The sequence below is a fragment of the Shinella sp. BE166 genome (assembly GCF_051201095.1).
Taxonomy (GTDB): domain Bacteria; phylum Pseudomonadota; class Alphaproteobacteria; order Rhizobiales; family Rhizobiaceae; genus Shinella; species Shinella lacus.
Window position 1 is genome coordinate 14,545 of record NZ_JBPEHL010000024.1, and the last position, 23,727, is coordinate 38,271.

16 protein-coding genes are annotated in these 23,727 nt (G+C 54.2%); 4 read left to right on the plus strand and 12 right to left on the minus strand.

All coding sequences use genetic code 11. The annotated features are described in order from the left end of the window. The first annotated feature begins 148 nt into the window (after positions 1–148). Positions 149–1,690, plus strand: coding sequence for a class I SAM-dependent methyltransferase (locus tag J2Y63_RS32145; RefSeq protein WP_435269355.1), 1,542 nt, complete (start codon positions 149–151; stop codon positions 1,688–1,690). Positions 1,691–1,693: 3 nt separating this feature from the next. Here the strand turns inward: J2Y63_RS32145 and J2Y63_RS32150 are convergent, their stop codons facing one another. The 5 genes from J2Y63_RS32150 to J2Y63_RS32170 all read right to left on the minus strand — a co-directional run bounded on the left by J2Y63_RS32150 (position 1,694) and on the right by J2Y63_RS32170 (position 8,059). Further along, a complete protein-coding gene (locus J2Y63_RS32150; RefSeq protein ID WP_435269392.1) occupies positions 1,694–2,131 on the minus strand; it encodes a CatB-related O-acetyltransferase in 438 nt (145 codons plus the stop codon). A gap of 183 nt (positions 2,132–2,314) precedes the next feature. Further along, positions 2,315–3,520: a glycosyltransferase gene (locus J2Y63_RS32155; protein ID WP_435269356.1), complete on the minus strand. Its 1,206-nt coding sequence runs from the start codon at positions 3,518–3,520 to the stop codon at positions 2,315–2,317. Continuing rightward, on the minus strand, positions 3,520–4,932 hold the full coding sequence (locus tag J2Y63_RS32160) for an HlyD family type I secretion periplasmic adaptor subunit (protein ID WP_435269357.1): 1,413 nt from the start codon (positions 4,930–4,932) through the stop codon (positions 3,520–3,522). The genes J2Y63_RS32155 and J2Y63_RS32160 overlap by 1 nt, the downstream gene beginning before the upstream one ends. Positions 4,933–4,943: 11 nt before the next feature. After that, positions 4,944–6,605 (minus strand): type I secretion system permease/ATPase, encoded by a 1,662-nt coding sequence (locus J2Y63_RS32165; RefSeq protein WP_435269358.1) that lies wholly within the window; start codon positions 6,603–6,605, stop codon positions 4,944–4,946. Between the two features lie 101 nt (positions 6,606–6,706). Then, positions 6,707–8,059 (minus strand): calcium-binding protein, encoded by a 1,353-nt coding sequence (locus J2Y63_RS32170; RefSeq protein WP_435269359.1) that lies wholly within the window; start codon positions 8,057–8,059, stop codon positions 6,707–6,709. Positions 8,060–8,572: 513 nt separating this feature from the next. Here J2Y63_RS32170 and J2Y63_RS32175 point away from each other — a divergent pair. Next, positions 8,573–10,303, plus strand: coding sequence for a beta-1,6-N-acetylglucosaminyltransferase (locus tag J2Y63_RS32175; protein ID WP_435269360.1), 1,731 nt, complete (start codon positions 8,573–8,575; stop codon positions 10,301–10,303). Continuing rightward, on the plus strand, positions 10,296–11,303 hold the full coding sequence (locus J2Y63_RS32180) for a glycosyltransferase family 2 protein (RefSeq protein ID WP_435269361.1): 1,008 nt from the start codon (positions 10,296–10,298) through the stop codon (positions 11,301–11,303). The genes J2Y63_RS32175 and J2Y63_RS32180 overlap by 8 nt, the downstream gene beginning before the upstream one ends. Before the next feature lie 32 nt (positions 11,304–11,335). Here J2Y63_RS32180 and J2Y63_RS32185 read toward each other — a convergent pair whose 3' ends face one another. The 3 genes from J2Y63_RS32185 to J2Y63_RS32195 all read right to left on the minus strand — a co-directional run bounded on the left by J2Y63_RS32185 (position 11,336) and on the right by J2Y63_RS32195 (position 15,767). Next, positions 11,336–12,076, minus strand: coding sequence for a sulfotransferase (locus tag J2Y63_RS32185; protein ID WP_435269362.1), 741 nt, complete (start codon positions 12,074–12,076; stop codon positions 11,336–11,338). Further along, positions 11,991–13,853 (minus strand): hypothetical protein, encoded by a 1,863-nt coding sequence (locus J2Y63_RS32190; protein WP_435269363.1) that lies wholly within the window; start codon positions 13,851–13,853, stop codon positions 11,991–11,993. The genes J2Y63_RS32185 and J2Y63_RS32190 overlap by 86 nt, the downstream gene beginning before the upstream one ends. 186 nt (positions 13,854–14,039) lie before the next feature. Beyond that, positions 14,040–15,767: a methyltransferase domain-containing protein gene (locus J2Y63_RS32195; RefSeq protein ID WP_435269364.1), complete on the minus strand. Its 1,728-nt coding sequence runs from the start codon at positions 15,765–15,767 to the stop codon at positions 14,040–14,042. Between the two features lie 220 nt (positions 15,768–15,987). On the opposite strand from J2Y63_RS32195, the gene J2Y63_RS32200 reads away from it, so the two are divergent. Next, positions 15,988–16,674, plus strand: a complete 687-nt coding sequence (locus J2Y63_RS32200) for an FkbM family methyltransferase (protein ID WP_435269365.1) — start codon at positions 15,988–15,990, stop codon at positions 16,672–16,674. Between the two features lie 110 nt (positions 16,675–16,784). Here J2Y63_RS32200 and J2Y63_RS32205 read toward each other — a convergent pair whose 3' ends face one another. From J2Y63_RS32205 to cysD, 4 genes are all read right to left on the minus strand, one after another. Next, positions 16,785–19,298, minus strand: a complete 2,514-nt coding sequence (locus J2Y63_RS32205) for a capsular polysaccharide export protein, LipB/KpsS family (protein WP_435269366.1) — start codon at positions 19,296–19,298, stop codon at positions 16,785–16,787. 15 nt (positions 19,299–19,313) lie between these two features. After that, positions 19,314–20,591, minus strand: a complete 1,278-nt coding sequence (locus tag J2Y63_RS32210; protein ID WP_435269367.1) for a capsular polysaccharide export protein, LipB/KpsS family — start codon at positions 20,589–20,591, stop codon at positions 19,314–19,316. Between the two features lie 267 nt (positions 20,592–20,858). After that, the gene (gene cysN / locus J2Y63_RS32215; protein ID WP_435269368.1) at positions 20,859–22,760 is read right to left on the minus strand and encodes a sulfate adenylyltransferase subunit CysN; all 1,902 of its coding nucleotides are present in this window, start codon (positions 22,758–22,760) and stop codon (positions 20,859–20,861) included. After that, entirely contained in the window at positions 22,760–23,662 is a 903-nt protein-coding gene (cysD, locus tag J2Y63_RS32220) for a sulfate adenylyltransferase subunit CysD (RefSeq protein ID WP_435269369.1), read from the minus strand. The genes cysN and cysD overlap by 1 nt, the downstream gene beginning before the upstream one ends. Positions 23,663–23,727: the final 65 nt, after the last annotated feature.

Genomic DNA, 23,727 nt, shown 5'->3' on the forward strand with positions numbered 1-23,727 from the left:
TATTGAGCAATCCTCAAAGAGACAGCGGAATATGCCAATTAAGTGTTCATTTCAGTGCTTCGAGCTGGTGGAGATTGCAGTGGGGTCAATAAGGTATCGCTAAGAGGCGATTAATGCTTTGATTTCGATTAACTAATAGGAGTGCTTCGTGGCAGCTGAATGGGCGTCCGGTTACGTCACCGATCTTGGTTATACATATGGCTTCTATCGAGAGTTAACACCTGCCATTCTACAATTCGCGGCTCTTACACAAGGCTTTGAAAGTTGCTTGAAGCCATCAGGCACCATAAATTACTGCGAACTGGGATGCGGCCAAGGTTTTTCAGCAAATCTTATTGCAGCTGCCAACCCGGAAATTGGAGTGTACGCGACAGACTTCAATCCTGAGCAGATTAGCGGCGCCCAACGTTTGGCAGATGTCGCAGGTATTACAAATGTTCATTTCTTCGACAACAGCTTCGCTGATTTCAACGCAAGGAGTGACTTACCGCAATTCGATATCATCGCGCTGCATGGCATCTATTCTTGGATTGCCAAAGAGCATCGAGATACAATCATCCGATTCATCGACGCGCGTTTGAAGCCTGGCGGACTGGTGTATGTGTCGTACAATTGCCTTCCAGGGTGGAGCGGCGCTGCTCCCATGCGACAGCTCATGCGTATGCAGGCGGCAGAAGGCAGTGGAACTATATCCGCCAAAATTGATTCTTCTTTTGCCCTTATAGAAAGGCTTGAAAGTAGCGGAGCTAGGTATTTTAAAGCGATACCAGACGCCAAAAAGAGATACGAAAGACTTAAAAGCTTGAGCAAGAACTATCTTGCGCACGAATATCTAAATAAAGATTGGACATTATTTTACCACTCTGATGTCTCATCGGAGATGGCTCAAGCTAGACTTTCCTACGTTGCTTCTGCAAACCTTATGGATCATGTTGATCAAATAAATCTTACGAGCGATCAACAAAGTATCCTTCGGGAAACGGCGGATATTAGCAAGCGAGAAGTTTTGAGAGACTATATTATTAATCAACAGTTTCGCCGTGATGTATTTTCACGAGGTGCAATTCCACTATCGATTGGTGAAACGCGTGAAAGATGGCTCAATAGTTATTTTGCCTTAACCACACCTGGCGATTCAGTTTCCATGAAAACGAAAGGGGCACTCGGCGAAGTTACTCTTCAAGAGTCAACCTACAGACCTATTATTGAGGCCTTCGCTAAGGCATCTGGTGCGATTTCACTGCGAGAGGTTTTAAAAAATAAGACTATTGCCGACCTTGGTTGGAATCGTTTGCAACAGGCAATTATCATATTAGTAGGAACGGGGCACGTTCAACCATGCCTCGCAGAAGCTGCAAATGAAAATCGGCGAAGGAAAAGCGCAAAAGCATTCAATAACGCTGTGATAGAACGTTCTCAATATTCCGCGGAATTAAATTACCTTGCATCTCCAGTTACAGGCGGTGCAGTGTCAGCTAATCGCTTTGAGCAGCTTTTCCTCCTTTCATTTAATAAAAAAGAAGAAGATGCTGCTTTGTTTGTATGGAACATTCTGAAAAGGCAGAACCAGCACATCGTAAAAAACGGTGATGCTTTAAAAACCGACGATGAAAGCATTGCTGAAATTAGAAATAAGTACGAAATTTTCAAAAACCGAGAACCCATTTTGAAAAATATAGGTGTTTTATAAAATCTACCGGTAGGATATTAGCATATTTTTAACATCATCTTTTGTGAGAACAGAACCTAGCGAAGGTGCAATTTTTCGAATAACGCTTTCTGGAAGATCCCACCATCTGAGTTTCAGAAGATAGCCGATTATTTCTTCGTCAAAGCGATAGCGGATGTGCTGTCCGGGATTTCCACCAACGATTGCATATGGAGGAACGTCTTTAACGACATGAGTGCCAGCTGCAACCACAGCTCCATCGCCTATTGTAACGCCGCACATAATGACTGAATTAGCACCAAGCCAAACGTCATTTCCGATAACAACATTACCTCGCGTAATTGGGTGCCCTTTTATGTCTTCGCCGCCCTGATTTTCTTTGAAAATATGTCCGAACGGGAATGTCGTAATCCAGTCGACTCGGTGACTCCCGCCAAGAAATATTTCTCCGCCTGCTGCAATAGAGCGAAAGCTTCCAACGGTAAGAGTTGCACCCTCGCCCCACTAAAGTATTTTCTTCTTTTCTAAGCCATAAGTATATCGACCTACCGATATTTGGCTAGCTCCCAAGTATGTTTTATACAACTTCGAAGCATCACGCGTCATCTCGGCTCTCAATCAGTACCAGATTTTCAGGCCACACTATCATAACAGGTCTAAGATCAATTGCCGGTGACAAGGAAGCATATTTTTGGCGTTATATTTTAACAAAATTGTTTCACGCGCGGCCTGTCGCATAGACAATAAGAAAGAATTGTTCTTAACAATATGATCAATATGATCGGCAATCATGTCGGTGTCGAAGAGATCTGTTAGGAATCCGTTCTCGCCTTCTTGGATTATCTCTTGAACAGGTGGGGTTGCAGAGCCCAGGATAATACATCCTGTCGACATAGCTTCCAGCATCGACCAAGAGAGTACGAAGGGAACCGTCAAGTAGACGTGAACGCTAGAGATTCTGAAGATCGCTCTCAACTGCTCGAATGAAACTAGGCCGGTGAAATGAACTCGGTCTATGTCCAGATCGTAGGATTTAAGTGCGTGTTCTTTGTAGGTCAAACCATCGCTTCGCTTTGAGCCATAGGCGACTCTGTCGTTGCCGACTACGATGGTTTGGAGCCTCGGATTCTTTTTTTGTGCTTTAGCGATGGCCTCCATGAATTGCGGAAATCCACGGTAGGGCTCCATTCCTCTTGCGACATAGGTTACGACATCATCGTCCTGTGTGAGGGAGAGGCCATTGGCTAAATTTAACGTCGTCGTTTTGCCTGGCGTGTAAAACTCGGTGTCGAGCCCGTCATGTAGCGCATGCAGCGTGGACTGGAAAACAGCAGGAAATTGTGCCTTTTGCCATTTGGTCGGTGTGACACCCGCGTCCATCGCAGCAAGATCGACTAGAAAAGGCAGATTCGACATCCTGCTCCGGATGATCGCATTGTGATCATCCGGGGGGCATGGATGCCCCTCGTCAGTGATTGGTCCGTTGAAGTACCATTCATGATAGGCGAGATATTTAGCTTTGGGAAAAACGTCCTTGACGAACAGCCCTGCACCAAATCCGGAATGTGCGCAAATCACATCAGGCGACCAGCCCTGTTCCTTGAAGCCGTGAAGCGCGCTGTATGCTGCTTGCCCAGTCAGCAATGCATTTTCGGTGCGTATGAGCGAAGGGTGGATGTTCTCTCGCGCTTCGCGCTGTTTTTCGAATTTCACATGTGTGAACTCGATCTTCTGCGCATTGCTCTTCAGCGTTCCGGCTCGTACGTCGAAGTCGCCGCTTTCCTTCAAATAAGGTGCGAGCCGACGATACTGACCGGGAAAATTGGTATGCAGAAATAATATTTTCTTCATCAGTGCGTAAAGGCTCTATCTCTGATCCCTAGGAAGGGATCGATAAGGTAATGAACGAAATTCTTGGGTTCCGTAACCAAATAGACATCGACATTTGTCCCGGGTCGGATACCGCCATATTTCTTTACGCTTTCCGCATCGATGGTGCCGCGAATGACATAGAGTTCGCGCGGAGGCTCACCCACCGGGATGGCATCGTATGAAACATAGGTGACCTGCCCCTTCAGGAACATCAGGGACCGGTTGCGGTCCTGCGAGGCGATACGGACTTCCATCTCCTGGCCCACCTTGATGACGTCGATATCCCGGCTCGTCAGCCGGGCCTCGACAACGGTTGCTGCTTTCTCCGGCAGCAACTCAAAGATGGGAGTTCCAGAGCCAATACTGGATCCAAGCGTATTGACATGCGAGCGAACGATATGGCCGGATTCCGGTGCCCGGATCGTCGTTCTCTCCAGCACGCCTTTCAGATATTTGATCCGTTCGAGAGCCTCTGCCCTCTCAGAACTGAGGGAGACAATCTGCCCGCTGATCTCGCTCTTGCGTTGCGCCCGCCAACGCAAAAGATCTTCCTGAAGCTGCGCGAGACGGCTGCGCCGTTCGGCCGTCTGCGTCAGCAGCGTTTCCAGTTGCTCCTGGTCGACGGAAAGCTGGCGTTTCAGCGTAAAATTACGGTCCCGTGTTGTCAGGCCCTGCTTGAGCAGGTCGTCGGAGATTGTAATTTCCTGCTTGACGCCTTCCATGCGTTTGCGTCGTTCGGTGAGGACGTTTTCAAGATCGGTAAGGCTCTGCTGCTCAGAGGAAATTCGCTGGCTATAAATCTCTTCCGTACCGACAGCTTCAGCTTGCCGAGCTTCGAGTTCAGTCTTCTGGCTTTCCATTGTTGAACTCAACGCCGGATTTGCCGCGACCTGTTGCTGCACATCGACCGGAAGTTCAAAGCCCGCCTTACCTGCCTGTTCTGCGCGATAGCGCGCCATACGAATTTCAGCAGTATTCAGGCGTACGTTCTGAATGTCGATATTGGCGATCGTTTCCGATGGGTCAATCAAGGCGAGAACATCGCCGGCCTTGACGAAATCACCTTCGTGAATCGTGATCTTCGAGATCACGCCCCCTTCGCGATGGTTGATAATTTGGTTGTAACCGTCCGCAATGAGACGGCCCGGAACAACGGTAGCGCCGCCGATCGGCGCAACGATTGCCCAAGCGCTGAAGCTGCCAAGAAAAAATATCGTGAAGAAGAGGAGGTTGCGGTAGGTCTTCCGGGAAGAGGGCAAAACCCTTTCATACCAGTCTCGATAATTCGTACCGACGCTTGCCGCAAGTGCCGGCGACGTTTCCACCGTGTCTGCCTTTATTTCCCCGCCTTTTCCGTCCGCGACGGGAAGATTCGCTCGAGTCTCGGACATGCGCACTTCCTTCAAACTGGCCGTATATGCCGAGGCTGGCCGTTCCCGACTTCCTCCGGCGTTCCGTACAACTGTACCGCACCTCTGTTCAAAATAAGAACACGGTCTACATGCGCGAGCAGGCCCGGTCGCTGAGTGACAACAATGACCGTGACCTTACGCTCCTTAAGTCCTGCCAGAACCTCGGCGAGGCGCTTGTCGCCCTCTGCGTCGAGGCAGGCGTTGGGCTCGTCGAGGAAAACGACGGGCGGGCGGCGATAAAGCGCACGGGCGAGCGCGATGAACTGGCGGTGCCCGGCGGCAAGCGGCATGCCTTTGGGACCGATGCGCGTATTATAGCCCTGCGGGTAACTCAGAATGATATGATGAATACCGGCATCATTGGCAGCCTGGACTACCGCCTCGGGGCTCACCTCTGGGTCAAAGCGGGCGATCGTTTCGGCGACCGTACCGTCCAGGAGCTGGCCGTCCTGCGGCATGTAGCCGGTGTAGTGTTCCAGTTCCGACCGGCTCCAATTGCGTAATTCGTTACCGTCGATCCGGATCGTGCCGCGTGTCTGCACCATAGCAGAGGCGAGCAGCTTCAACAGTGTGCTTTTGCCCGACGTGGTCGTGCCGATGATGGCGACCGCATCGCCAGCGGCGACATCGAAACTGACGTCGCGCAGGATCGCCCGGCCGGCCTCGGCCGGCTCGTACCAGACACTTCTAAGGGATATATGTCCCGCCGGACGCGGCAAAGGCAGCTTGGCCTTCGCTTCCTTACGCGCGCGCAAGGTTTCATCAAGCCGTTTGACCGCAGCACGGGCATTAACCAAGGTACCCCATCCGCCGACGATACCATCAATCGGGGCAAGTGCCCGCGAACTGATCAGGGAAATACCAATAACAACGCCAATCTCGATCTCACCGTTGATGGCAAGGTAGGCCCCGACGCCGAGTACGAGCGATTGCAGTACAAGCCGCATGACCGTCTTCACACTGGATAGCAACTCGCCAAGATGGCGGCTGGGCACGAAGGCTTCGATATAGCGTCTGTTGGCATCCAGATAACGCCGAGCAAAGGCCCCGTGCAGGATAGTACCAGGTGCCATGCGACCGCGATTTATCTCACCATCCGCAAAGAAACTAGCCTCGCCAGCGATGGTTGCAAGCACTGGTCGCGAGCGCCGCGTCGCGAGTTCCTGAACCACGACGAAGGACAAGTAGACGAGAATACCCGCCAGGAAGACAAGACCGAGAGGCGTGCTGACAAAGAAGACAACGGCAAGAATGAAGGGGACGAAGACCAGTTCAAAAAGGCTAGTCGAGAGACGGGAGGTCGCAACATTGCGCAAGAGCGTGACGTCGCGGACAGCCGCAATGTTCATCGCCTCCTCGCTGCTTCCGATAAGGTAATCCCGGACAATCCGGTGATTAACGGTGGCCTCAATGCGCAGGACAGCCGCCTCGACGATCTTGGAGCGAAAATAGTCGAGCACCGCGCTAGTGACAAAGGCAAGTACGATTACCGCAGAAATAGCAATGAGGGTGGATAGATTACGCGAGGGTAGCACGTTCATCATGATCTGGATCATGTAGATCGGCTGAGCAAGGATCAGCACACTAGTTAACAGGCTGATGGCGATACCGATGACGATCGTGACCAATACGGTTCGATGAATTTCGGTCATCACTGGGCCTAACACTTGCTATACGCAGGAAAACTCTGGTTCATACAGATAGGGGAGCGCACCTAAATGCGCTCCCCACTTATTTTGACTTATCTTGCCAATTAGGCGAAGTTGGCGCTCGTCAGGTCAGCGAGCTTAACACCTTCAAGGATAAGGTCGATGTCGCCGTCGCTGTCTACGTCAACACTTACAGCAGAACTGGTAAGCTGAGCGACGTCCGCATCGAAAGTGAAACCACCACTGGTTCCGTCGATAAGATCGTCCTTAGTGAAGTCCGTGATGGACGAGGTCCCGGTAAAGACAATACCTGTGTAGTCAAACGTGTCAGAACCCGCACCACCGGTAAGCGTTTGGCCACCTGCGTTACCAAGAATTACGTCGTTGCCAGCACCACCGTCGATCGTCGCACCGTAATCGTCACCGGTTGCATCAATCGTGTCGTTACCTGCACCGCCGTAAACATTGAAGGTGAAGGTGTCGGTGGCGTCTTTCGCGCCCGTAATCGTTACGGTGATATCGTCATTGTCTTCACCACCGTAGACCGCCGTCGCTCCCTTATCAACGGAGAGAGCAGTAGTAGCGTGAGTGACGTCGATCGAGTCTTCGCCAGCGCCGCCGTAAACGGTATCGCTGCCTGCGTTTGTCCCGTCCAGAACAATGGTGTCATCACCAGCGCCGCCGCCAACAACATCATTGCCAGTGTTATCGCTCACGAGGACATTGTCATCCCTGTCACCACCATAGACAGTTGCACTGCCCTTGGCACCGCCAACAACCACAACGCTATCCTCGCCAGCGCCAGCGTACACCGTATTCGTACCTGCGCCGGTGATTTCGACAGTATCGTCACCTTCGCCAACACCAATCGTATTATCGCCAACACCGGCGTATACTTCGTCATGACCAGCAGCAGTAAAGATCGTATTGTCACCGTTACCGACGTCAATCGTATCGTTTCCAGCACCAGCATAAATGGTGTTGTCGCCATCATTAAGAGTAATGGAGTCGTTGCCTTCACCAGCAAAGATGGTGTTGTTGCTGTCGCTAGTTCCGCCATCTACGATGTCGTTGCCTGCACCCAGACCAATGACGTTGTCACCGGTCGCGCCAGCGGTCAACACGATCGAGTCGCTGCCAGCACCGAGGTAGACAGTGTTGTCACCTTTGCCAGCAATCGTGACGGTGTCATCGCCACCGCCAGCGTAGATGCTGTTGTTGCCCTTGGCGACAGAGTCAGCGGTCAGGATATCGTTGCCGTCGCCGAGGCCGATCAGAAGATCGTTGTTGTTACCGACGATGCTGACACTGTCATTGCCGTTGCCGGCCCATACCGTATCGGAGCCATTCTTGCCGGTGATATCAATGACGTCATCGCCATCGAGAGCGAGAATTAGATCGTCGGATTCGAGGCCCTTGATGTTGTCTGCACCGGACGTGCCGTTGATGGTTGCCATGTTAGAGAACCCTCTATGATTCGTTGTTCGTACATTGCTGGATGCGCGACGCTAGTCGCACACCGACGTGCATGCCAAGATTGCTTCTAAAAGTCAACCGATCGTGAAGGACTAAATTGCGAACGCCCAGCATTCCCAAACTCTTGTTGCCTTTGGCACAACAAGGAGACGTGTTTTCCCCAGAAGGGGGTCTTTAAAAGGCAAAACGCGAGAGGCCCAGCAAACCTCTCGCGTTCTTACCTCTAACTGGCTGACGTCCACACAGCACACGAATGTGCTTACGCGAAAGGAATTAAATATTCAATACGCTCCTCGGCAAATTATCAAAAAGGATGGTTCCAGACATCCTCAAATCTGGGGAGACGTCCCGTATCGGAACAGGCGCAATCGGTTGAGACAGGCGCCTTTCCGCGGGAAACGGCGTTTTGATCCCGGTTCCTGCCCTGAATTCAGACAGGTGTTGACCGTTGGCAGGCCCCTGAACTACCAAGCGCCAGGGAAACAGGGCGCACGATGGCCACTTTAGCGTTTATCTTGATCGCGCACGAGCCGGCGGGAATCGTCGGGCAATCGATCGATATGCTTTTGCGTTCCGACGCCAATTGCACGCTGGTGGTCCACTACGATCGCAACTCTCCCTCATCGGAATTTGCCGAACTCAAGCGGCGATACGGCGCTCACGACCGGATCCTCCTTGTCGAGGATCGCGCCCGCTGCGGCTGGGGGCAATTCGGCCTTGTCGACGGGACGATCCGCGCGCTCAGCCTTCTCGCCGTCTCGGGCAAGGCCTACACCCATGCTTACCTGATCAGCTGCTCCTGCTGGCCGATCCGGCCACTCGCCGAGCTCAGGCAGTTCCTCGACCGGCATGGCGAGTTTGATTTTATCGAAAACCACGACGAAGGCTGGATGACGGGCGGGTTGCGGGAGGAGCGGTACACGCTTCGCCATCCCTTCGGCTTCGCCCGCCGGCGCCGACTGTTCGAGGCGAGCGTTCACTTGCAGCGGAAGCTTGGCCTCAAGCGAAAAATCCCTGCCGGGCTCAAACCGCGCTACGGCTCGCAATGGTGGTGCCTGCGGCAGGAGACGATTGCTGGGATTTTGACGTGGGTCGATGAAAATCCGGCCGCCTACCGTTTCTACCGGCAGGTCTGGATACCGGACGAGACCTTCTTCCAGACGGTCGTTCATGCACTCGACCGTGCAACGGCGCCGGGCGGCTATATCCCGACGCTCTACACATTCAATCGTCATGGCAAGCCGATTGTCTTTTTCGACGACCATCTCGCCTGGCTTCAGGAACAGCCTTATTTCTTTGCCCGCAAGGTCGCTCTCTCGGCAAAATACGGCCGCTCCGTGCTGGAGGCCCGGGCCGGTCTGCCTTCGGCAACCGACAAGCCCATCCTCGACGTGCCAAAGCCTGGAGAACGCCCCTTGCCGGGAACAAGAGAGAGCAAACCGCAATACGGCCAGCTGTTCGAGCCCAATTCGGCCGTTCGGAACTGGGCGATGAACCTCGAGACGCTCGACCAGGTGAGCGTGGTTTTATATGGCCCGCCGCAGCTGACCGGTCTTGCAGGGCAAATCCTTGGCGCCGAGGACGGCCTCACGGTTCTTGGCCGGTTGTTCCATGCCGACAAGGTTGAATTCGAGCCCGGGCGATCCGCCTTTTCAGGGCTTCAATCCGACGACACGCCGCTTCGTGACTATGATCGGGCGCTATATCTCTCCCGCGTTCTTTCCAGGTGCGCACATCTGCCTGTGTTCGAGCTATGCCCCGGCGACGATCCGGTGCTGGAAAAACTCGCTCTGGAGAGTGAAAGACCCTTCATCGTCCTTCCTCTTGTGCCGGGCGGACGCCTGCCGGCCTGGCGTCCTCTCTTCTGGTATCTGGCGCTTCCCGAGCCGCTGCGCGCAGAAATCGACCTGGACCCGGAGCGTTCCAGCCGTTTGCAGCGCGCGCAAGACATTGCAATCAGGCATTTCGGCCGGAAGAACGTGGCCATAATCGACAAACGATTGTTCGGTTTTGCGGCTATGGCGGGCGGGATTGTGTTTTCGGGAGCAGGGCGACCAATCGATCCGGAGTGGCGCGCATCGCTTGGATTCGCGCATGGGATGCGCGTAGACCCGCTGATGAAAGCGCTCGATGTCCTGGCCGAGGCCTTCGCCAACCGGGACTGGCGGCAGCTTGCTCCGGCACTTGCAGAACAGGTCGAGGGGACCGTGGCAGGGCATGGCTAAGAAGTTCAAGAACCGCATCATCAGCAGCCACGCCTACAACTTCGTCCTCAGCCGCTGGCAAAATGCCCGTTTTGGCCGCCAGCTGCGATGCGTCCACAATCGCCTTCGCCCGGAGGACAGCTGCATCCTTTTCAGCTGCATTCGTAACGAGATGCACAGGATCGAGTTCCTTTATCGCTACTATAAGGCGTTAGGCATCGACCACTTCGTCTTCGTCGACAACGGCTCGACCGACGGTTTTCAGGATTGGAGCGCCGGCAAGGAAGATGTGTCCGTCTGGCACACCGAGGGCGGGTACAAGCAGGCGGGCTTCGGCGTTTACTGGTGCAACTTCCTCCTGCAGAAATACGGGACGGGCCGTTTGTGCGTGACGGTCGATCCGGACGAGTTTCTCGTCTATCCGCATATGGAGACCCGCACAATCAAGGATCTCGGCCAGCACCTGAAGGAGATCGGCCGCCCCTGCCTCCACGTCGTGATGATCGATGCCTATAGCGATCGGCCGATCGATGAGACGGTGATGACGCCCGGAGACGACCCTTTCCAACTCTGCCCCTATTTCGACCGTGACGGCTATGTCCAGAAGCTGAATTACATGTCGGGGACCTTCGTCCAGGGTGGCCCGCGCCTGCGCGCCTTCAACCGAAGCACGCCGAAGGAAGCGCCTGCGCTCAATAAGATGCCGGTCGTCTGGTGGAAGAAACATTATCGCTATCAGAGCTCGGCCCACAGCATGTGGCCCTGGAAGCTCAACCGGGCCGCGACCAAAACAGGCATTCCCCTGTCCGGGGCCCTGTTCCACTTCAAATTCGTCTCCTCCCTCAAAGAGAAGGTGGACGAAGAAATGGCCCGCCACCAGCACTATGGCGGAAGCCGGGAATACAAGCGGTATCGGGACAATATCCGCAATGTGCTTTATCTCGAGGGAGTGAGCGCGAGATACGAAAACACCCAGCAACTCCTGAAACTTGGTCTGATAAATCAGGGGGAATGGTTCTGACGGATCAGAGCTCGCCTCGAAGGCCAGCGTGATTAATAGGAATGGCGTGTCGCCATGACCTCCTTGTAGGCCTTGGCATCGAAGGGTACTCCGAGAAACTGGGTCAGCGCTCGGGCGTGATCCGGGCCTTTGATGAGTTCCTCGTACTCGACATGAAACGCATTCGGCTTCCCGGCATAATCATTATCGCGCAGTCTTTGATCCATACCGCGGATCGTCGCATAGGAATGGGCCGTCTCCTTCCACCACTTGCTCTGTGATGTGGCTTCAATATCGCGGTGATTGAAGATGATCTTCACATCCTCAAAAATTTCCACAACGTCCTCGAGAAACGCGTTGAGATCCGGGACCTGGCCCCAATCGATGCGGATCTCCTTGCAGCCGACGAGCGTTGCATCCTCGGGAGGGTTCAGGATCGTTTCAGTGAACGTCTGCTTGATCCGTGCTCGCACCTCCTGGAGATCGATAAGATCCGCTCCGTACCAGGGATGGACGGGCAACATCGACTTCTTGCCGATTTGCCCTCGCGTACCTTTGGCTGCCCGATAGAAATTGCAGAGATGGAAAAGCGCATTGTGGTTTTCCCCACGCACGCAAACGCCAGGCAAGCTGTTGAGGTAGCCCATCAGCAGTGTGGAACCAGAGCGCCCATAGGTAAAGATGAAGACGTAGCGATAAGCGCCGGTCTTACTTCTTTGCTTCCGGGGAGAAATCGAAGCGCCAGCGACCTTTGGCCTCGATAGCTTTTTGATTAAGCTTCGAAATGATTTCATAGATTTCAAAAGTCCTTTCGATGCTGGTCACATCGCTGATAACCGCGCTCTCATAGTCCCTGTCATCCTTGATGTAGATATCGCGGATCGAAAGAAACTTCGAATTAAGCGCGGAGGCTTCCAGCCCCTTCCGGCTCATGAGCCGGCCGGTAGCATAATCCTCAAGCATGTGCTGATATTCTGAGAGGGGCGTCGTCGCCATCATCTCCGCCGCCTTATGGCTCAGGAAATAGCCCCCCTGGCCATCAAACCATGTCAGTTCCGGATCGATCTCGAAAATCAGATCAGAAAGTTGCTTGTTGAAGACCGCAGTGCGATGCCAGTCGAATGCCGTACGGCTGCCCAGATTGATGTCGCTGCCGACATAATCGAAGTCTTCATACGAAAATTCGAGCAGTTTCTGCACGTTGACCAGGCAGTCGTCGTCCAGTTTCAGGTAGTGGTCCGCCTTGAAAATCTGCAAGGCAGCGGAGAACGCGTGCCAGATCTTGTGCGAAAGATACTCGTAGGTGTCAGGTACGGGAACGAATAGACGATCCTCGACGAGGATGGGTCCAGCGTGTTCCGGGTGTCCCTCGATGAAACACAGATCGATATTGGCAAGCCGGGCATCCTTGGCCCAGCTATCACGGATCGCTTGCTGTTTGTGGCGGTTCTTCTCGCAGCTGATGACCAGGATGACCAGCTTGCCGCGACGCCGCACCTTCAGCTTTTTCTGCCGGTCCAAAACCGTAAGAGGATAGTCCCGAATTTCGGTCTCGGCGATATTCCATTCCAGGCGTGCGCTTGGCGCCGGAGCCTCGGCGAAAACCGGATGACGATGGGCGAGATCTTCCGGCGGCAATCTCAACCGCCCTTCCGATTCCACAAAATGGGTCAGCTTCCCGATTGAAAAGGCCTGTATGGAAGCCGTCTTTTGATCGTCGAACAGGGCAAAATCGTCCGTCCTGCTGCGCAGTCGATGATCACGAACCAGTCGGTTCAACTGAACAATGTCTGTTCCCGAATCCAGAAGAACAACATTACTATGCTTAATCTCGGATAGAACTTTGTTCATGAACAAAGAACCGTACAGTTTTTCCACATCACCATTGTCTCGGATCATCAGGGTGTCGATGATTGCGATCCTGACGTTAAAATAGACGCTTTGCAGACTGACAAAGAAACTATGTCGCAATAGCTTCGCGTTGTGCACGACGACGAGAACTTCATCGACTGTAGTGTGGATGTTCTCGACAAGCTCGCGTAGAGCCTGCTCATTACCATTCCACAGGTAGAGCGCCGCAAGGCCGGGTCTCATGCTTTCGGGTGTATGAAGGACTCGCAATCGTGATCCGGTTCCGGTGCGCAAAGCATGCTCCGGAAAGAAACGCCAGCGCCTGGAAGGCAAAGCCGTCACAGGCTCGTCGTCACCAATCGTTATATACCGGAAATCGCTATAGATATTCCACAAGATCGGCTTTTGCAGCTTCTTGCAGGGAAACTCCAGCTTAAAATCTTTCAACTTCAGGAGAAAGGTTTCACCTTCGAGGGAGATCTCACCCTTGAGCGTTGCACCCTTGAAAGCGAATTCGTGCAGCTGGGGCTTGCTCCAGATACCGGCATATCGATCCTTGACAGAGATCTGTCCCGCGTCCTTGTCAAATTCGACATGAAAGATGACGTCATCTGCGAGGCTGTCGACAAAGCTCATATAAAGCCGAGCGCCCTTTTCCACGGCCGATACGGAAAAGCACAAGGGCTTGTCGAACCTCTTGATGATCTTCACCCTGTCCATTCCGCGGCTCCCCCCATATGCGAGTTTGCGCTCCCCTTAACAAACACCGCCGCCCGCGCCTACAATAAAGCTGCGAGAATTCAGCTTCTTTGCATGGCCGGTCGAAAAAGCGCCTATCGTTGCCGAGTCGCCTATCTGCTTATTTAGGGGATATATAGGTATATTTTCCCACACCCTGGAAGGTGTTTAAGTGCTAGACCGCAACTCTGGAACTCGTTCCAAGACGTCGGCCCAAAGAGCATCTCGCCTTGACCACAGATCCAGATACCACTGTACACGGAGCGGCGCTTGCTCCGAAAACAAACGCTCTCGCCGTACATAATCCCACGCGTTTAGAGCCATCTCGTGCCGTTTAATTGGGTCAGTCAGCAAACTGTCGACAGCTTTTGCCCAGTCTTCTTCATCTTTTATAATAATGCCACTGTGACCGTTTAAAATGGTTTCTCCATAAACCAATTCCGATGCGATCGTCACGGCTCCGCGAGATGATGCTTCAACGTACTTTATGTCGCTCTTATAACGCTCACCCTCGGCTCCACCCAATGGGGACAAAACGATATCACAATCGCCCATTATTGCGAGATAGTCATCATATTTAGCTAGATCATAGAATTTCTTATCACTAACAGTAGCAGCATCAAAAAACTTCCGATCAGCTACAACATGCAAGGATGCGCCGTGCCTTTCAACGACGGGTGATATCTCTCTTGCAATCCGATGAGAATAATCCCCTCGATTCAAAGCACCATAAAATATTTTAGCATTATCACGTCGTTTTTCTGAAAAAATTGGAAGGTCATAACAACAATTTTCAAATTTAATTACATTATTATTACTTTCCATAAAATAATTTTTTAGAGCTTCAGTCGAAGTTTGTATGGCGAACGAAGACTTTTGTATTAAAATGTTATTGTCATTTCTTCCATTGATTTTTTCTATTAATCCTGGATGATCATCTATCTCATAAATTAAAATAGCATCAATATTCCTAATCGCAGATATCGCTCTCAACCAAGAACTTTTGTCCGTGACTTTTGGTCTTTGAGCAATAACTATTTTTGGTCCTGAAAAATTTTTTAACGTCTCTAATTTAATTTCTTTTTCACTGGTAATAACTTTCACACCGGAAATCTCTGCCAGCCCAGAAGATGGCAACCTAGCTCTTACATCTAAAAAATTAGGAGCGAAAATACAGGAATTTATAAGGACGCGGGTCTCCTCTTTAGCCTTAGTTTTTTGCTTCGTGGTTCTTGCCTTAATGACCCATTGAAGCGCAAGAAAATCATTTTTATCATCTTCGTCCTTAAATCCCATCCTTCGTCTGGTTTCTAGAATCTCTCCGACATATTTCTCCGCAATATCCTTTGAAAAAATTCGAGGGGTTTCCGATTCAACTTTCCAACCATTTTCGTTAAAGAGAGATATCATGGATTTTCTAGTAAAAAATCGAAGATGAGTTCGGTCCATTAGACCGCTTTCTTCATATTTCCAATTTCCAGAAAGAAGATTTCTAAATATAGACCAGTGTTGTGTATTGGGGATGCACGCTATGCAAACTGATCCGCCACGCATATTTTCACACAAGTTCTTCAGAACACTCCACGGCTCACGTAAATGCTCAAGAACGTCTCCAAATATTAAAACATCGAAATAATCCTTAGGAATAATTTCAATTAAATCATTGTCTTCTATCGATCCAACTATAACCTTATGCAAAGATTTTTTTGCATATGCGGCTGCCTCCGGCACATATTCCACTCCCCAGTATTCACAATTCGAATTTATGGTCGCTAAATATTTAGCACCCAATGCTCCTGCGCCACAGCCAATTTCGAGAATTCGTGCCGCATTATTTGGCATTTCTGCAAGCAGGGTGGGGTTCACATTGGTGTAATAGCTGGGCAGCTCGGACATAAATTAACTACCGTGTTGGCTGGATTGGCATGATGAAGGCGGATCATTAAACCCTATACTAGTTACAAATCCTTCTGAAAAGGCAGGGCGCTGGATGATGTCTGCATTATAGCTGCTTCCAATTTGTTGGCAGACCGATTGCGCGGACCGCAGAGCGGCTAGATTTTTGCGGCACTAAATGCAGAAATATTTTTAATACCGTTTTTACAGGGGGTGCGCCTTGGAAGATTTTGTTGAGCATTTCGGCATTCAGCTGCGTCTTGATCCAGATTTTATGTCTCCCAAATTGATAGAGGTCATCAGAGAAGGGCGTTATGAAACCCCCGAGGCTCGGAAAATCGGAAAAATCATTCAATCGGGTGATATCATTCTTGAAATCGGCGCTGGTATCGGCTTCATGACCGCGCTGATGCTGAAGAATCCGGCAGTCGAACGCGTGGTTTCATTCGAAGCCAATCCTTTGCTCATCTCAAAAATCCAGAGGACGCTGGATGACAATGGCATCGGCGGGCAGCGTTTCGAGCTTCACAACGCCATTCTCGGCGCAGAGAGTACCGGAACGATCGACTTTCATGTCCACCAGGATTTCTGGGCATCGTCCCTGCGAAAGACGAGCGCCACAATCCGTTCCGTCCCTATATCGCTCGTGAGCTTCGACAAAACTATCCGGACTATCCGGCCTACAATTATTGTCTGTGATATCGAGGGAGGAGAAAAGGCGTTGTTTTCTACGTCCGATCTTGCAGGTGTGCGCAGCGTTTATATCGAGTTGCATCAGCGCGTCATTGGACCGACCGGCATGCGTGACGTCTTCCAAGCCTTCCATGATCGTGGCTTTCATTATGATCAGAACCACTCCAGCGGGGCGATCGTCCTCTTTTCGAGGATACCGGCTCCAATTGGCTAAGTATTTTTTAGGCGGCGTCGTGGAATCAGAATGCCTGCGCTGATTCCAATCGCTCGAATTGTCGGGTCGTTTCTTCATTTGAGCGGCTCCAACCCGACTGTTTCCGAAGTCTAATCACGGCTCGCGATAAACGGCTTTTCCTTCCGGCCCAGACGCTGCCACCATGAACGTTGGATTTCCATGAGACGGCGTGAAATTCCCTTGTCGCCTGGCTTAAGGGCCAGGGCCTGATCGAGACAGCGGATGGCGCGCGCTTTCGCGCCGTCTTGAAGGTAGCATTCGGCAAGGGATCGCAAGTGACGGGGATTGTGCGGTTCGCGCAGATGCAGCATCTCGAAAATTCTTGAAGCTTCGGCGACATCTCCACGGGAAAATGCTGCCTCCCCTTTCTCATTCAGCGCTTGAACCGGAGCACTCAGCATTTCCTCCAGCACACCACCGTAGCGCTGTACCCCGATTTCCAAGAACTCGCGCTGGAAGCTCAGATTCTCCGGATCTCGGTCACGGGCTATGGCAAACAGGGCGGCCGCTTCCTCATAGTCACGCCGGGTACGTGCTTCCTTGCCCGTTTCAACGATCCTTTTGAGCGGTGTGGATGCGAGTTTAACGGCCGTGGCACCTCCGTATGAATAGTAGAGCGGCGCGCGCGCGGTCACCCGGTTCGGGGGCATGCCGAGTTCGATAGGCGTTTCGGTGAGGCCGCGCAGCGTCGAAAAATGGATGCGGGAAGCAAGCCGGCTGCCACCCCCGCTCTTGTTCTTGCGGTCCACATATTTTGCCTTGCCGAAGGAATAGAAATTCCGCACCAAGTAATGAAAAAACCGAAGCCGCTTTTCCGCGTCGGGCGCGGTGGCCTCTTTAACGGTGGCCACAAGCTCCGCCGGCGAGGTAGCGGTTCGGGCAAGGCCGGGATGAGCATAATAAGCGTCGCCACAACAGACGACAGGCTTGCCGCAACCAAGGGCAATAAGGCCCACGCCGGAATTGATCACCGTCACGGTATGGGCGATCTCGATCAGGTCCTGGATATGCGTGTCGCCATTAACAAAGACGACATTCGGGATGTCGGGAGCCTCGACCTCCAAGGGGTGCTTCTTCACAAGGACGGCATAATCTGCCGGATCGAGCGTTGCCGCCAGGTGGGCAAGCCATTTGTTAAAACCCTCGGCATTGCCGCATGGTCCAGCGAAATGAAGCGTCGCCGTATCCTTCGGCCGCTGCAGGGCGGCGAAGACTACCTTCTTATCGCCAAGATGCAGGCGTTCCCGAAGAACCGCCCCACCTATCCGCTCACCATTCTCTTCCAGCGTCTCCGCATCTTGTTGCGCTATGAGCCAATCAAGGATGCCTGCTCGATCTTCCTCCGCCAACGGCTTGTCCCAGCGCTCAGGCGCATAGGAGGCACTTTCGGCCAGGAAGCCAGAAGGGTCAAAAAACCAGCTGTCGGTAAGGCCGCCACGATCCCAGACAATGAAACGCCGGCCCCCTTCCTTGATGCCTCTATACAGCGAAAGACGGTGGGCATTTCCATAGGGATTGAGAAAGAAGACCCGGCTGAAGCCCTGACTATCCATCGTCTGCAGCAAGACGTCAGGAGTGGCGAAATCCCCCTCTCGCCGCATCTCGTAACGTCCAAACGCCGGAAAGGCATGGCGAAGTGCCCGCACGGCCGGCGTCCCCTCCTCCTTTACCAGAACCAGCGTCCGCTCGGCAGAATGAATATCTTCCACCGGCGGAACCCAGGACTTTCCAGCATCATAATCCGCCATGACTTCTGAGACACGCTGCTGATTTTCGTGCCTGGGCGCGAGATAACTCACATCCTCCCGTCGCGGGTGCCAGAGATGCGCCATCTGGAGGCCCCGCTGGAAGACATCGATCCCATAGAGCGCGAAATAGGCGCGAAAACCCTCGTAACGCTGGATCGTGTTGTTCATTGTGTTGCGGTAGTAGTTCAGTGTCTTCGGCCCGCGCGGCGCGTAAGACGCCAGCCGGTGCAGAAGTTCGAAATCTTCCGCGCCATGGCCGACGAAACTCTTGTCGTGGCCACCGATCGCCAGAAGATGATAGCGCGACGCGACGATCGCCGAGATCGCATAGGTATGGTTCTCGTACACGGACTTGTCCCGCCGCATCACGCCGTCATGGGCAAGCGTGTCCGCAAAGGCAGCCTCGCCCCGGGCGAAGAGATCGAGGTAGCGGCGGGTGAAGTCTTCCGTCAGGTAGACACCGGGAAGAGCGAAGAACGTATATGCGTTTTCCGGCATGCCGCGAAGCCGCGTCTCTTCCAGAACACGTTCATAGCTTTGCGGCGACAGAAGAAAGTCGATATCGTGATAAAGGATGAGCGGCGTTTCGGCATGTTGCGTGCCGATATCGCGCGCATGCCCAACGCTGAAGGGTTGGTCGCCTGTTTCGACACGAACAAGCTTCGTTTCTGTAGCAGCAGCGAGGTCTCGCAGTTCCCCTGCACGCTCGCCAGCCGTCCCGTAATCAACAATAAGCGGAACGTAACCGTGAGGCAGCGTCGCCACGATCCGTGCGATGCGCTCCGGCTCATCGTACAATCGGTCGGTGGAAAGCCGGACGGGAATAACGGCCGTAATGACCGAGTTATGGGACAAAGCCGGCTTCCTTCCTCACCTGCGCAGATCGAAAGGATAGAGAACCTTTCCAACAAAGCGAAGCCGTGAAGATCGATGTTCCCGGAAGTAGCGTATCGGATTGGCTTTGAAGCGTTTTGCGCTCTTCCTGTTGCCGAAGTACCGGATCACCGGCGCCAGCATATAGGTCAGAAGATGGCGCCAGCCCAGGACGCCGAAGGCACCCCAAGGCTCCCACACGACCGGCACATCGATGTCGAATTCATATTTGTATCGGTCCGGATCCCGAAGCCTGGCTTTCAGCCAGTCGACCGCCTGTTCGAACGAGTATTTTTCGCCGGTCTTCGGCTCGAAATAGCGCGGATAAAGCAGATAGGCTGCGGCAAAAACCTCTTCCACCGATCGGCGCTTGGTCCTGCGCGGATTGGGTTGACGATCGTCGGTCAGGCCCCAACCGGCATAGAATGGGCAACCGAGTACCGTCAGGGGAATGCCGCGCAGGAGCGCCTCGAAGCCGCCAAGCGACGTTATGGCGTAAGCCTTGTCGACGGTTTCGAACGACTGGGCGAGCGGCACGTTCTCCCGCATGACGTAGCACAGGTGCTCGACATCCGACGGATTGGACTGCGCTTCGCGCACCCCGTTCAGCACATCGGGATGCGGCTTGTAGATGATCTCAGCGTCAGGGTTTTCCTCGGCGGCAATACGAACGAGGTCGTTATTGGTGACTTTCCGATCGCATCCATAACGGATGGACGCATCGTCTTCCACCTGCCCGATGACGAGGACCCGCGGCTTGGTCTTTTCACCGAGAAGTATCGGCAGGGTCAGGGAGGAAACTGCGTTATATTTGCTCAGGCCACCTTCCACGATAAGGCGGATACCTTCCCTTGCTCGTTGCAGGAGCAACGGGTCGACGGAAAAGTCGTGGGTTTCGAGGAGAACTTCGAGATCGGATGGTCCCCTGCTGTCGAAATAGGGGCGCCGGCTGTCGAGCGCCAACGACAAGGGCGGCGTTCGGGCAGCGTTCGGACGGTTCGACCGCAAAAAGCCGTCCTCAATGAAATAGCAGGGAATGCCAGTTCCGCGGACGAAGGCTTCCAGATTGGCGGGCACGTTCTGGCCCCAGATGAAGATCTCCGCTCGCTCCGCCGCCGTGATGCGCGGCATCCACTTTTCCTCGAATGCCTCTGTCGTGACGTGCAGGGGCAGATAGGTGAAGCGCCGCTCCGGAAAGAACGACTTGAACACCATTCTCTTCCACCCGTTTATATGAAAGGCAAACGTGGGGATACGATAGCCGTCGGTAGTCATGCCGCCATTTTCTCCGCGAACGTCCTGTTCTGGATGCTGATCCAACGCCTGCGGGGCGGTTTGTAATGGGGGGACATTGCTCTGTAAAGTTTGTACCACTACCGACCTATCCAAGCCATCCGGCCTGTTATCTACGCGTTTCGCCATTATAGCCCTGAAGCAGGGGCGTGCACGCTTTTGCAGTAGAATTCGTCCCTTGGAGGGCGCAAGCGCAAATCGCCAGGCTGTTTGTGCCGGGCGACAGAATGCAGGTCCGCGACGACCGCATCATGGCTCCATCCGGCTTTCCAGAACGGCATGGATCTGCATCGCCAGTTCGTCCGGATCCGTTCCGACCGTTTCGAGATGCACTTCAGGATGTTCCGGCGCTTCATAGGGCGAGCTGATACCCGTGAAATTGGCAAGCTCACCGCGCATCGCCTTCTTGTACAACCCCTTCGGGTCCCGGCGCGCGCATTCCTCGATCGGCGTATCGACGAAGACCTCGATGAATTCGTCGTCGACCATCAGATCGCGCGCGAGCCGGCGTTCAGAGCGGAAGGGCGAGATGAAGGAGACCAGCACAATCAGGCCGGCATCCGCCATCAGTTTAGCAACCTCGGCAACGCGGCGGATGTTTTCGACTCGATCCTCATCGGTGAAGCCGAGATCCCGGTTGAGGCCGTGGCGGACATTGTCGCCGTCCAGCATATAGGTATGGCGGCCCTCGGCATGGAGCAGTTTCTCCAGATGGTTGGCGACCGTCGACTTGCCGGAGCCGGAGAGCCCTGTGAACCAGACGACGGCGGCCTTCTGGTGCTTGAGCGCCGCGCGTGCCTTGCGGTCGATCTCGATCGCCTGCCAATGCACGTTCTCGGCGCGGCGAAGAGCAAAGTCGATCATGCCGGCGCCGACCGTGCGGTTGCTCATCCGGTCGATCAGCACGAAATTGCCCGTGATACGGTTGTCGGAATAGCTGTCGAAGGCGAGCGGCGAGCGGGTGGAGAAATTGCAGATCGCAACCCCGTTCATATGCAGGGCCTTGGCAGCGAGATGGGCAAAGGTGTTGACGTCGACCTCGTATTTGAGGGCGGTCACCGTCGCCTCGACGCTGTCCGTCTCCGTGCGCAGGATGTAGCTGCGGCCCGGGATCATCGGGTTTGCATCGAACCAGATGACATGCGCCTGGAACTGGTCGGCGACATGCGGCCGTTCGGTCGGCGAAACCAGCATGTTGCCGCGCGACACTTCGAGCTGGTCTTCGAGGACCAGCGTCACCGCCTGCCCTTCCACGGCGCGATCGAGCGATCCGTCCTGGGTGACGATCTCCTTGATGCGCGTGGACAGTCCGGACTTGGCAACGGTCACCGTGTCGCCGACAGCGATGGCGCCGGAGGCGACCTGGCCGGCAAAGCCGCGGAAGTCGAGATCGGGGCGGGAGACGTACTGGACCGGGAAGCGGAACGGCTTTCCGAGGTTGGCGTCTTCGATCGGGACCGTCTCCAGGTATTCGAGCAGATGCGGACCGCCATACCAGGGTGTGTTCTCCGAGCCACGGGTGACATTGTCGCCATGGCGGGCCGACAGCGGGATCGGCTGGATCGTGGCAAAGCCGAGATCGACGGCAAAACTCCTAAAATCCTCGACGATCCTGTCGAACACTCCCAGGTCATAGCCGACGAGGTCGATCTTGTTGACGGCGAGCACGATGTGCCGGATGCCGAGCAGCGAGGCGATATAGGCATGGCGGCGCGTCTGGCGCAGGATGCCCTGCCGGCTGTCGACCAGCACGACGGCCAGATCCGCCGTCGAGGCGCCCGTCGCCATGTTGCGGGTATATTCCTCGTGGCCGGGCGTATCGGCGACGATGAACTTGCGCCGGTCGGTCGCGAAGAAGCGATAGGCGACATCGATGGTGATGCCCTGCTCGCGCTCGGCCTCCAACCCGTCGACCAGGAGCGCGAAGTCGATATCGTCGCCGGCCGTGCCATGCTTGCGGCTGTCGCGTTCGAGGGCAGCCAGCTGGTCCTCGAAAATCAGCTTGGTGTCGTAGAGCAGGCGGCCGATCAGGGTCGACTTGCCGTCATCGACGGAGCCGCAGGTGAGAAAACGCAGGAGCGACTTGTTTTCCTGCTCGCGCAGATAGTCGGCGATCCCCTTGGCGGGCAGATCCGGTGCGATGGCGACCATCAGAAATACCCCTCACGCTTCTTCTTCTCCATCGACCCCGCCTCATCCTTGTCGATCATCCGGCCCTGGCGCTCGGAGGTGCGCGCCGTCAGCATTTCCCGCACGATATCCTCCAGTGTCGCGGCATCGGATTCGATCGCGCCGGTCAGCGGATAACAACCGAGCGTGCGGAAGCGCACCAGGCGCTCCTCGACCTTGTCGTCCGGCCCGATCGGCATGCGGTCGTCGTCGACCATGACCAGCAGGCCGTCGCGCTCGACGACCGGCCGCGGGGCGGCGAAATAGAGCGGCACGATCGGGATGTTTTCCTTGAGGATATATTGCCAGATATCGAGCTCGGTCCAGTTCGAGAGCGGGAAGACACGAATCGATTCCCCCGGCGCCACGCGGGTATTGTAGGTTTTCCACATTTCCGGGCGTTGGTTCTTCGGATCCCAGGCATGGGCGGCATTGCGGAAGGAGAAGATTCGCTCCTTCGCCCGCGACTTTTCTTCGTCGCGTCGCGCACCGCCGAAGGCTGCGTCGAAACCGTATTTATCGAGCGCTTGGCGCAGCGCCACCGTCTTCATCACATGGGTATGGATGCTGGAGCCGTGCCCGAAGGGGGAAATCGCCTGCTCGATGCCTTCCGGATTGGTGTGGACGAGAAGATCGAAACCGCGCTCGGCCGCCATGCGGTCGCGAAAGGCAATCATGTCCTTGAATTTCCACGTCGTATCGACATGCAGGAACGGAAATGGCGGCTTGGCCGGATAGAAGGCCTTCATCGCCAGATGCAGCATGACCGAGGAATCCTTGCCCACGGAATAGAGCATCACAGGCTTGGAAAAGGTCGCCGCGACTTCCCGGAAGATGTGGATCGCCTCTGCTTCCAGCCGCTGGAGATGTGTGAGAGACGTCAAGGCGTGCTCCGGTGGTCTATTAAAAGATTGCGCTCTCTTTGCACAACGCCCAGGCGATAGCAAAA

Excerpts from the sequence above, each read along its gene's own strand:
- J2Y63_RS32155 (WP_435269356.1), bottom strand. The coding sequence starts at position 3,520 with ATGAAGAAAATATTATTTCTGCATACCAATTTTCCCGGTCAGTATCGT.
- J2Y63_RS32160 (WP_435269357.1), bottom strand. The coding sequence starts at position 4,932 with ATGTCCGAGACTCGAGCGAATCTTCCCGTCGCGGACGGAAAAGGCGGG.
- J2Y63_RS32165 (WP_435269358.1), bottom strand. The coding sequence starts at position 6,605 with ATGACCGAAATTCATCGAACCGTATTGGTCACGATCGTCATCGGTATC.
- J2Y63_RS32170 (WP_435269359.1), bottom strand. The coding sequence starts at position 8,059 with ATGGCAACCATCAACGGCACGTCCGGTGCAGACAACATCAAGGGCCTC.
- J2Y63_RS32175 (WP_435269360.1), top strand. The coding sequence starts at position 8,573 with ATGGCCACTTTAGCGTTTATCTTGATCGCGCACGAGCCGGCGGGAATC.
- J2Y63_RS32180 (WP_435269361.1), top strand. The coding sequence starts at position 10,296 with ATGGCTAAGAAGTTCAAGAACCGCATCATCAGCAGCCACGCCTACAAC.
- J2Y63_RS32185 (WP_435269362.1), bottom strand. The coding sequence starts at position 12,076 with ATGAAATCATTTCGAAGCTTAATCAAAAAGCTATCGAGGCCAAAGGTC.
- J2Y63_RS32190 (WP_435269363.1), bottom strand. The coding sequence starts at position 13,853 with ATGGACAGGGTGAAGATCATCAAGAGGTTCGACAAGCCCTTGTGCTTT.
- J2Y63_RS32195 (WP_435269364.1), bottom strand. The coding sequence starts at position 15,767 with ATGTCCGAGCTGCCCAGCTATTACACCAATGTGAACCCCACCCTGCTT.
- J2Y63_RS32210 (WP_435269367.1), bottom strand. The coding sequence starts at position 20,591 with ATGACTACCGACGGCTATCGTATCCCCACGTTTGCCTTTCATATAAAC.
- cysN (WP_435269368.1), bottom strand. The coding sequence starts at position 22,760 with ATGGTCGCCATCGCACCGGATCTGCCCGCCAAGGGGATCGCCGACTAT.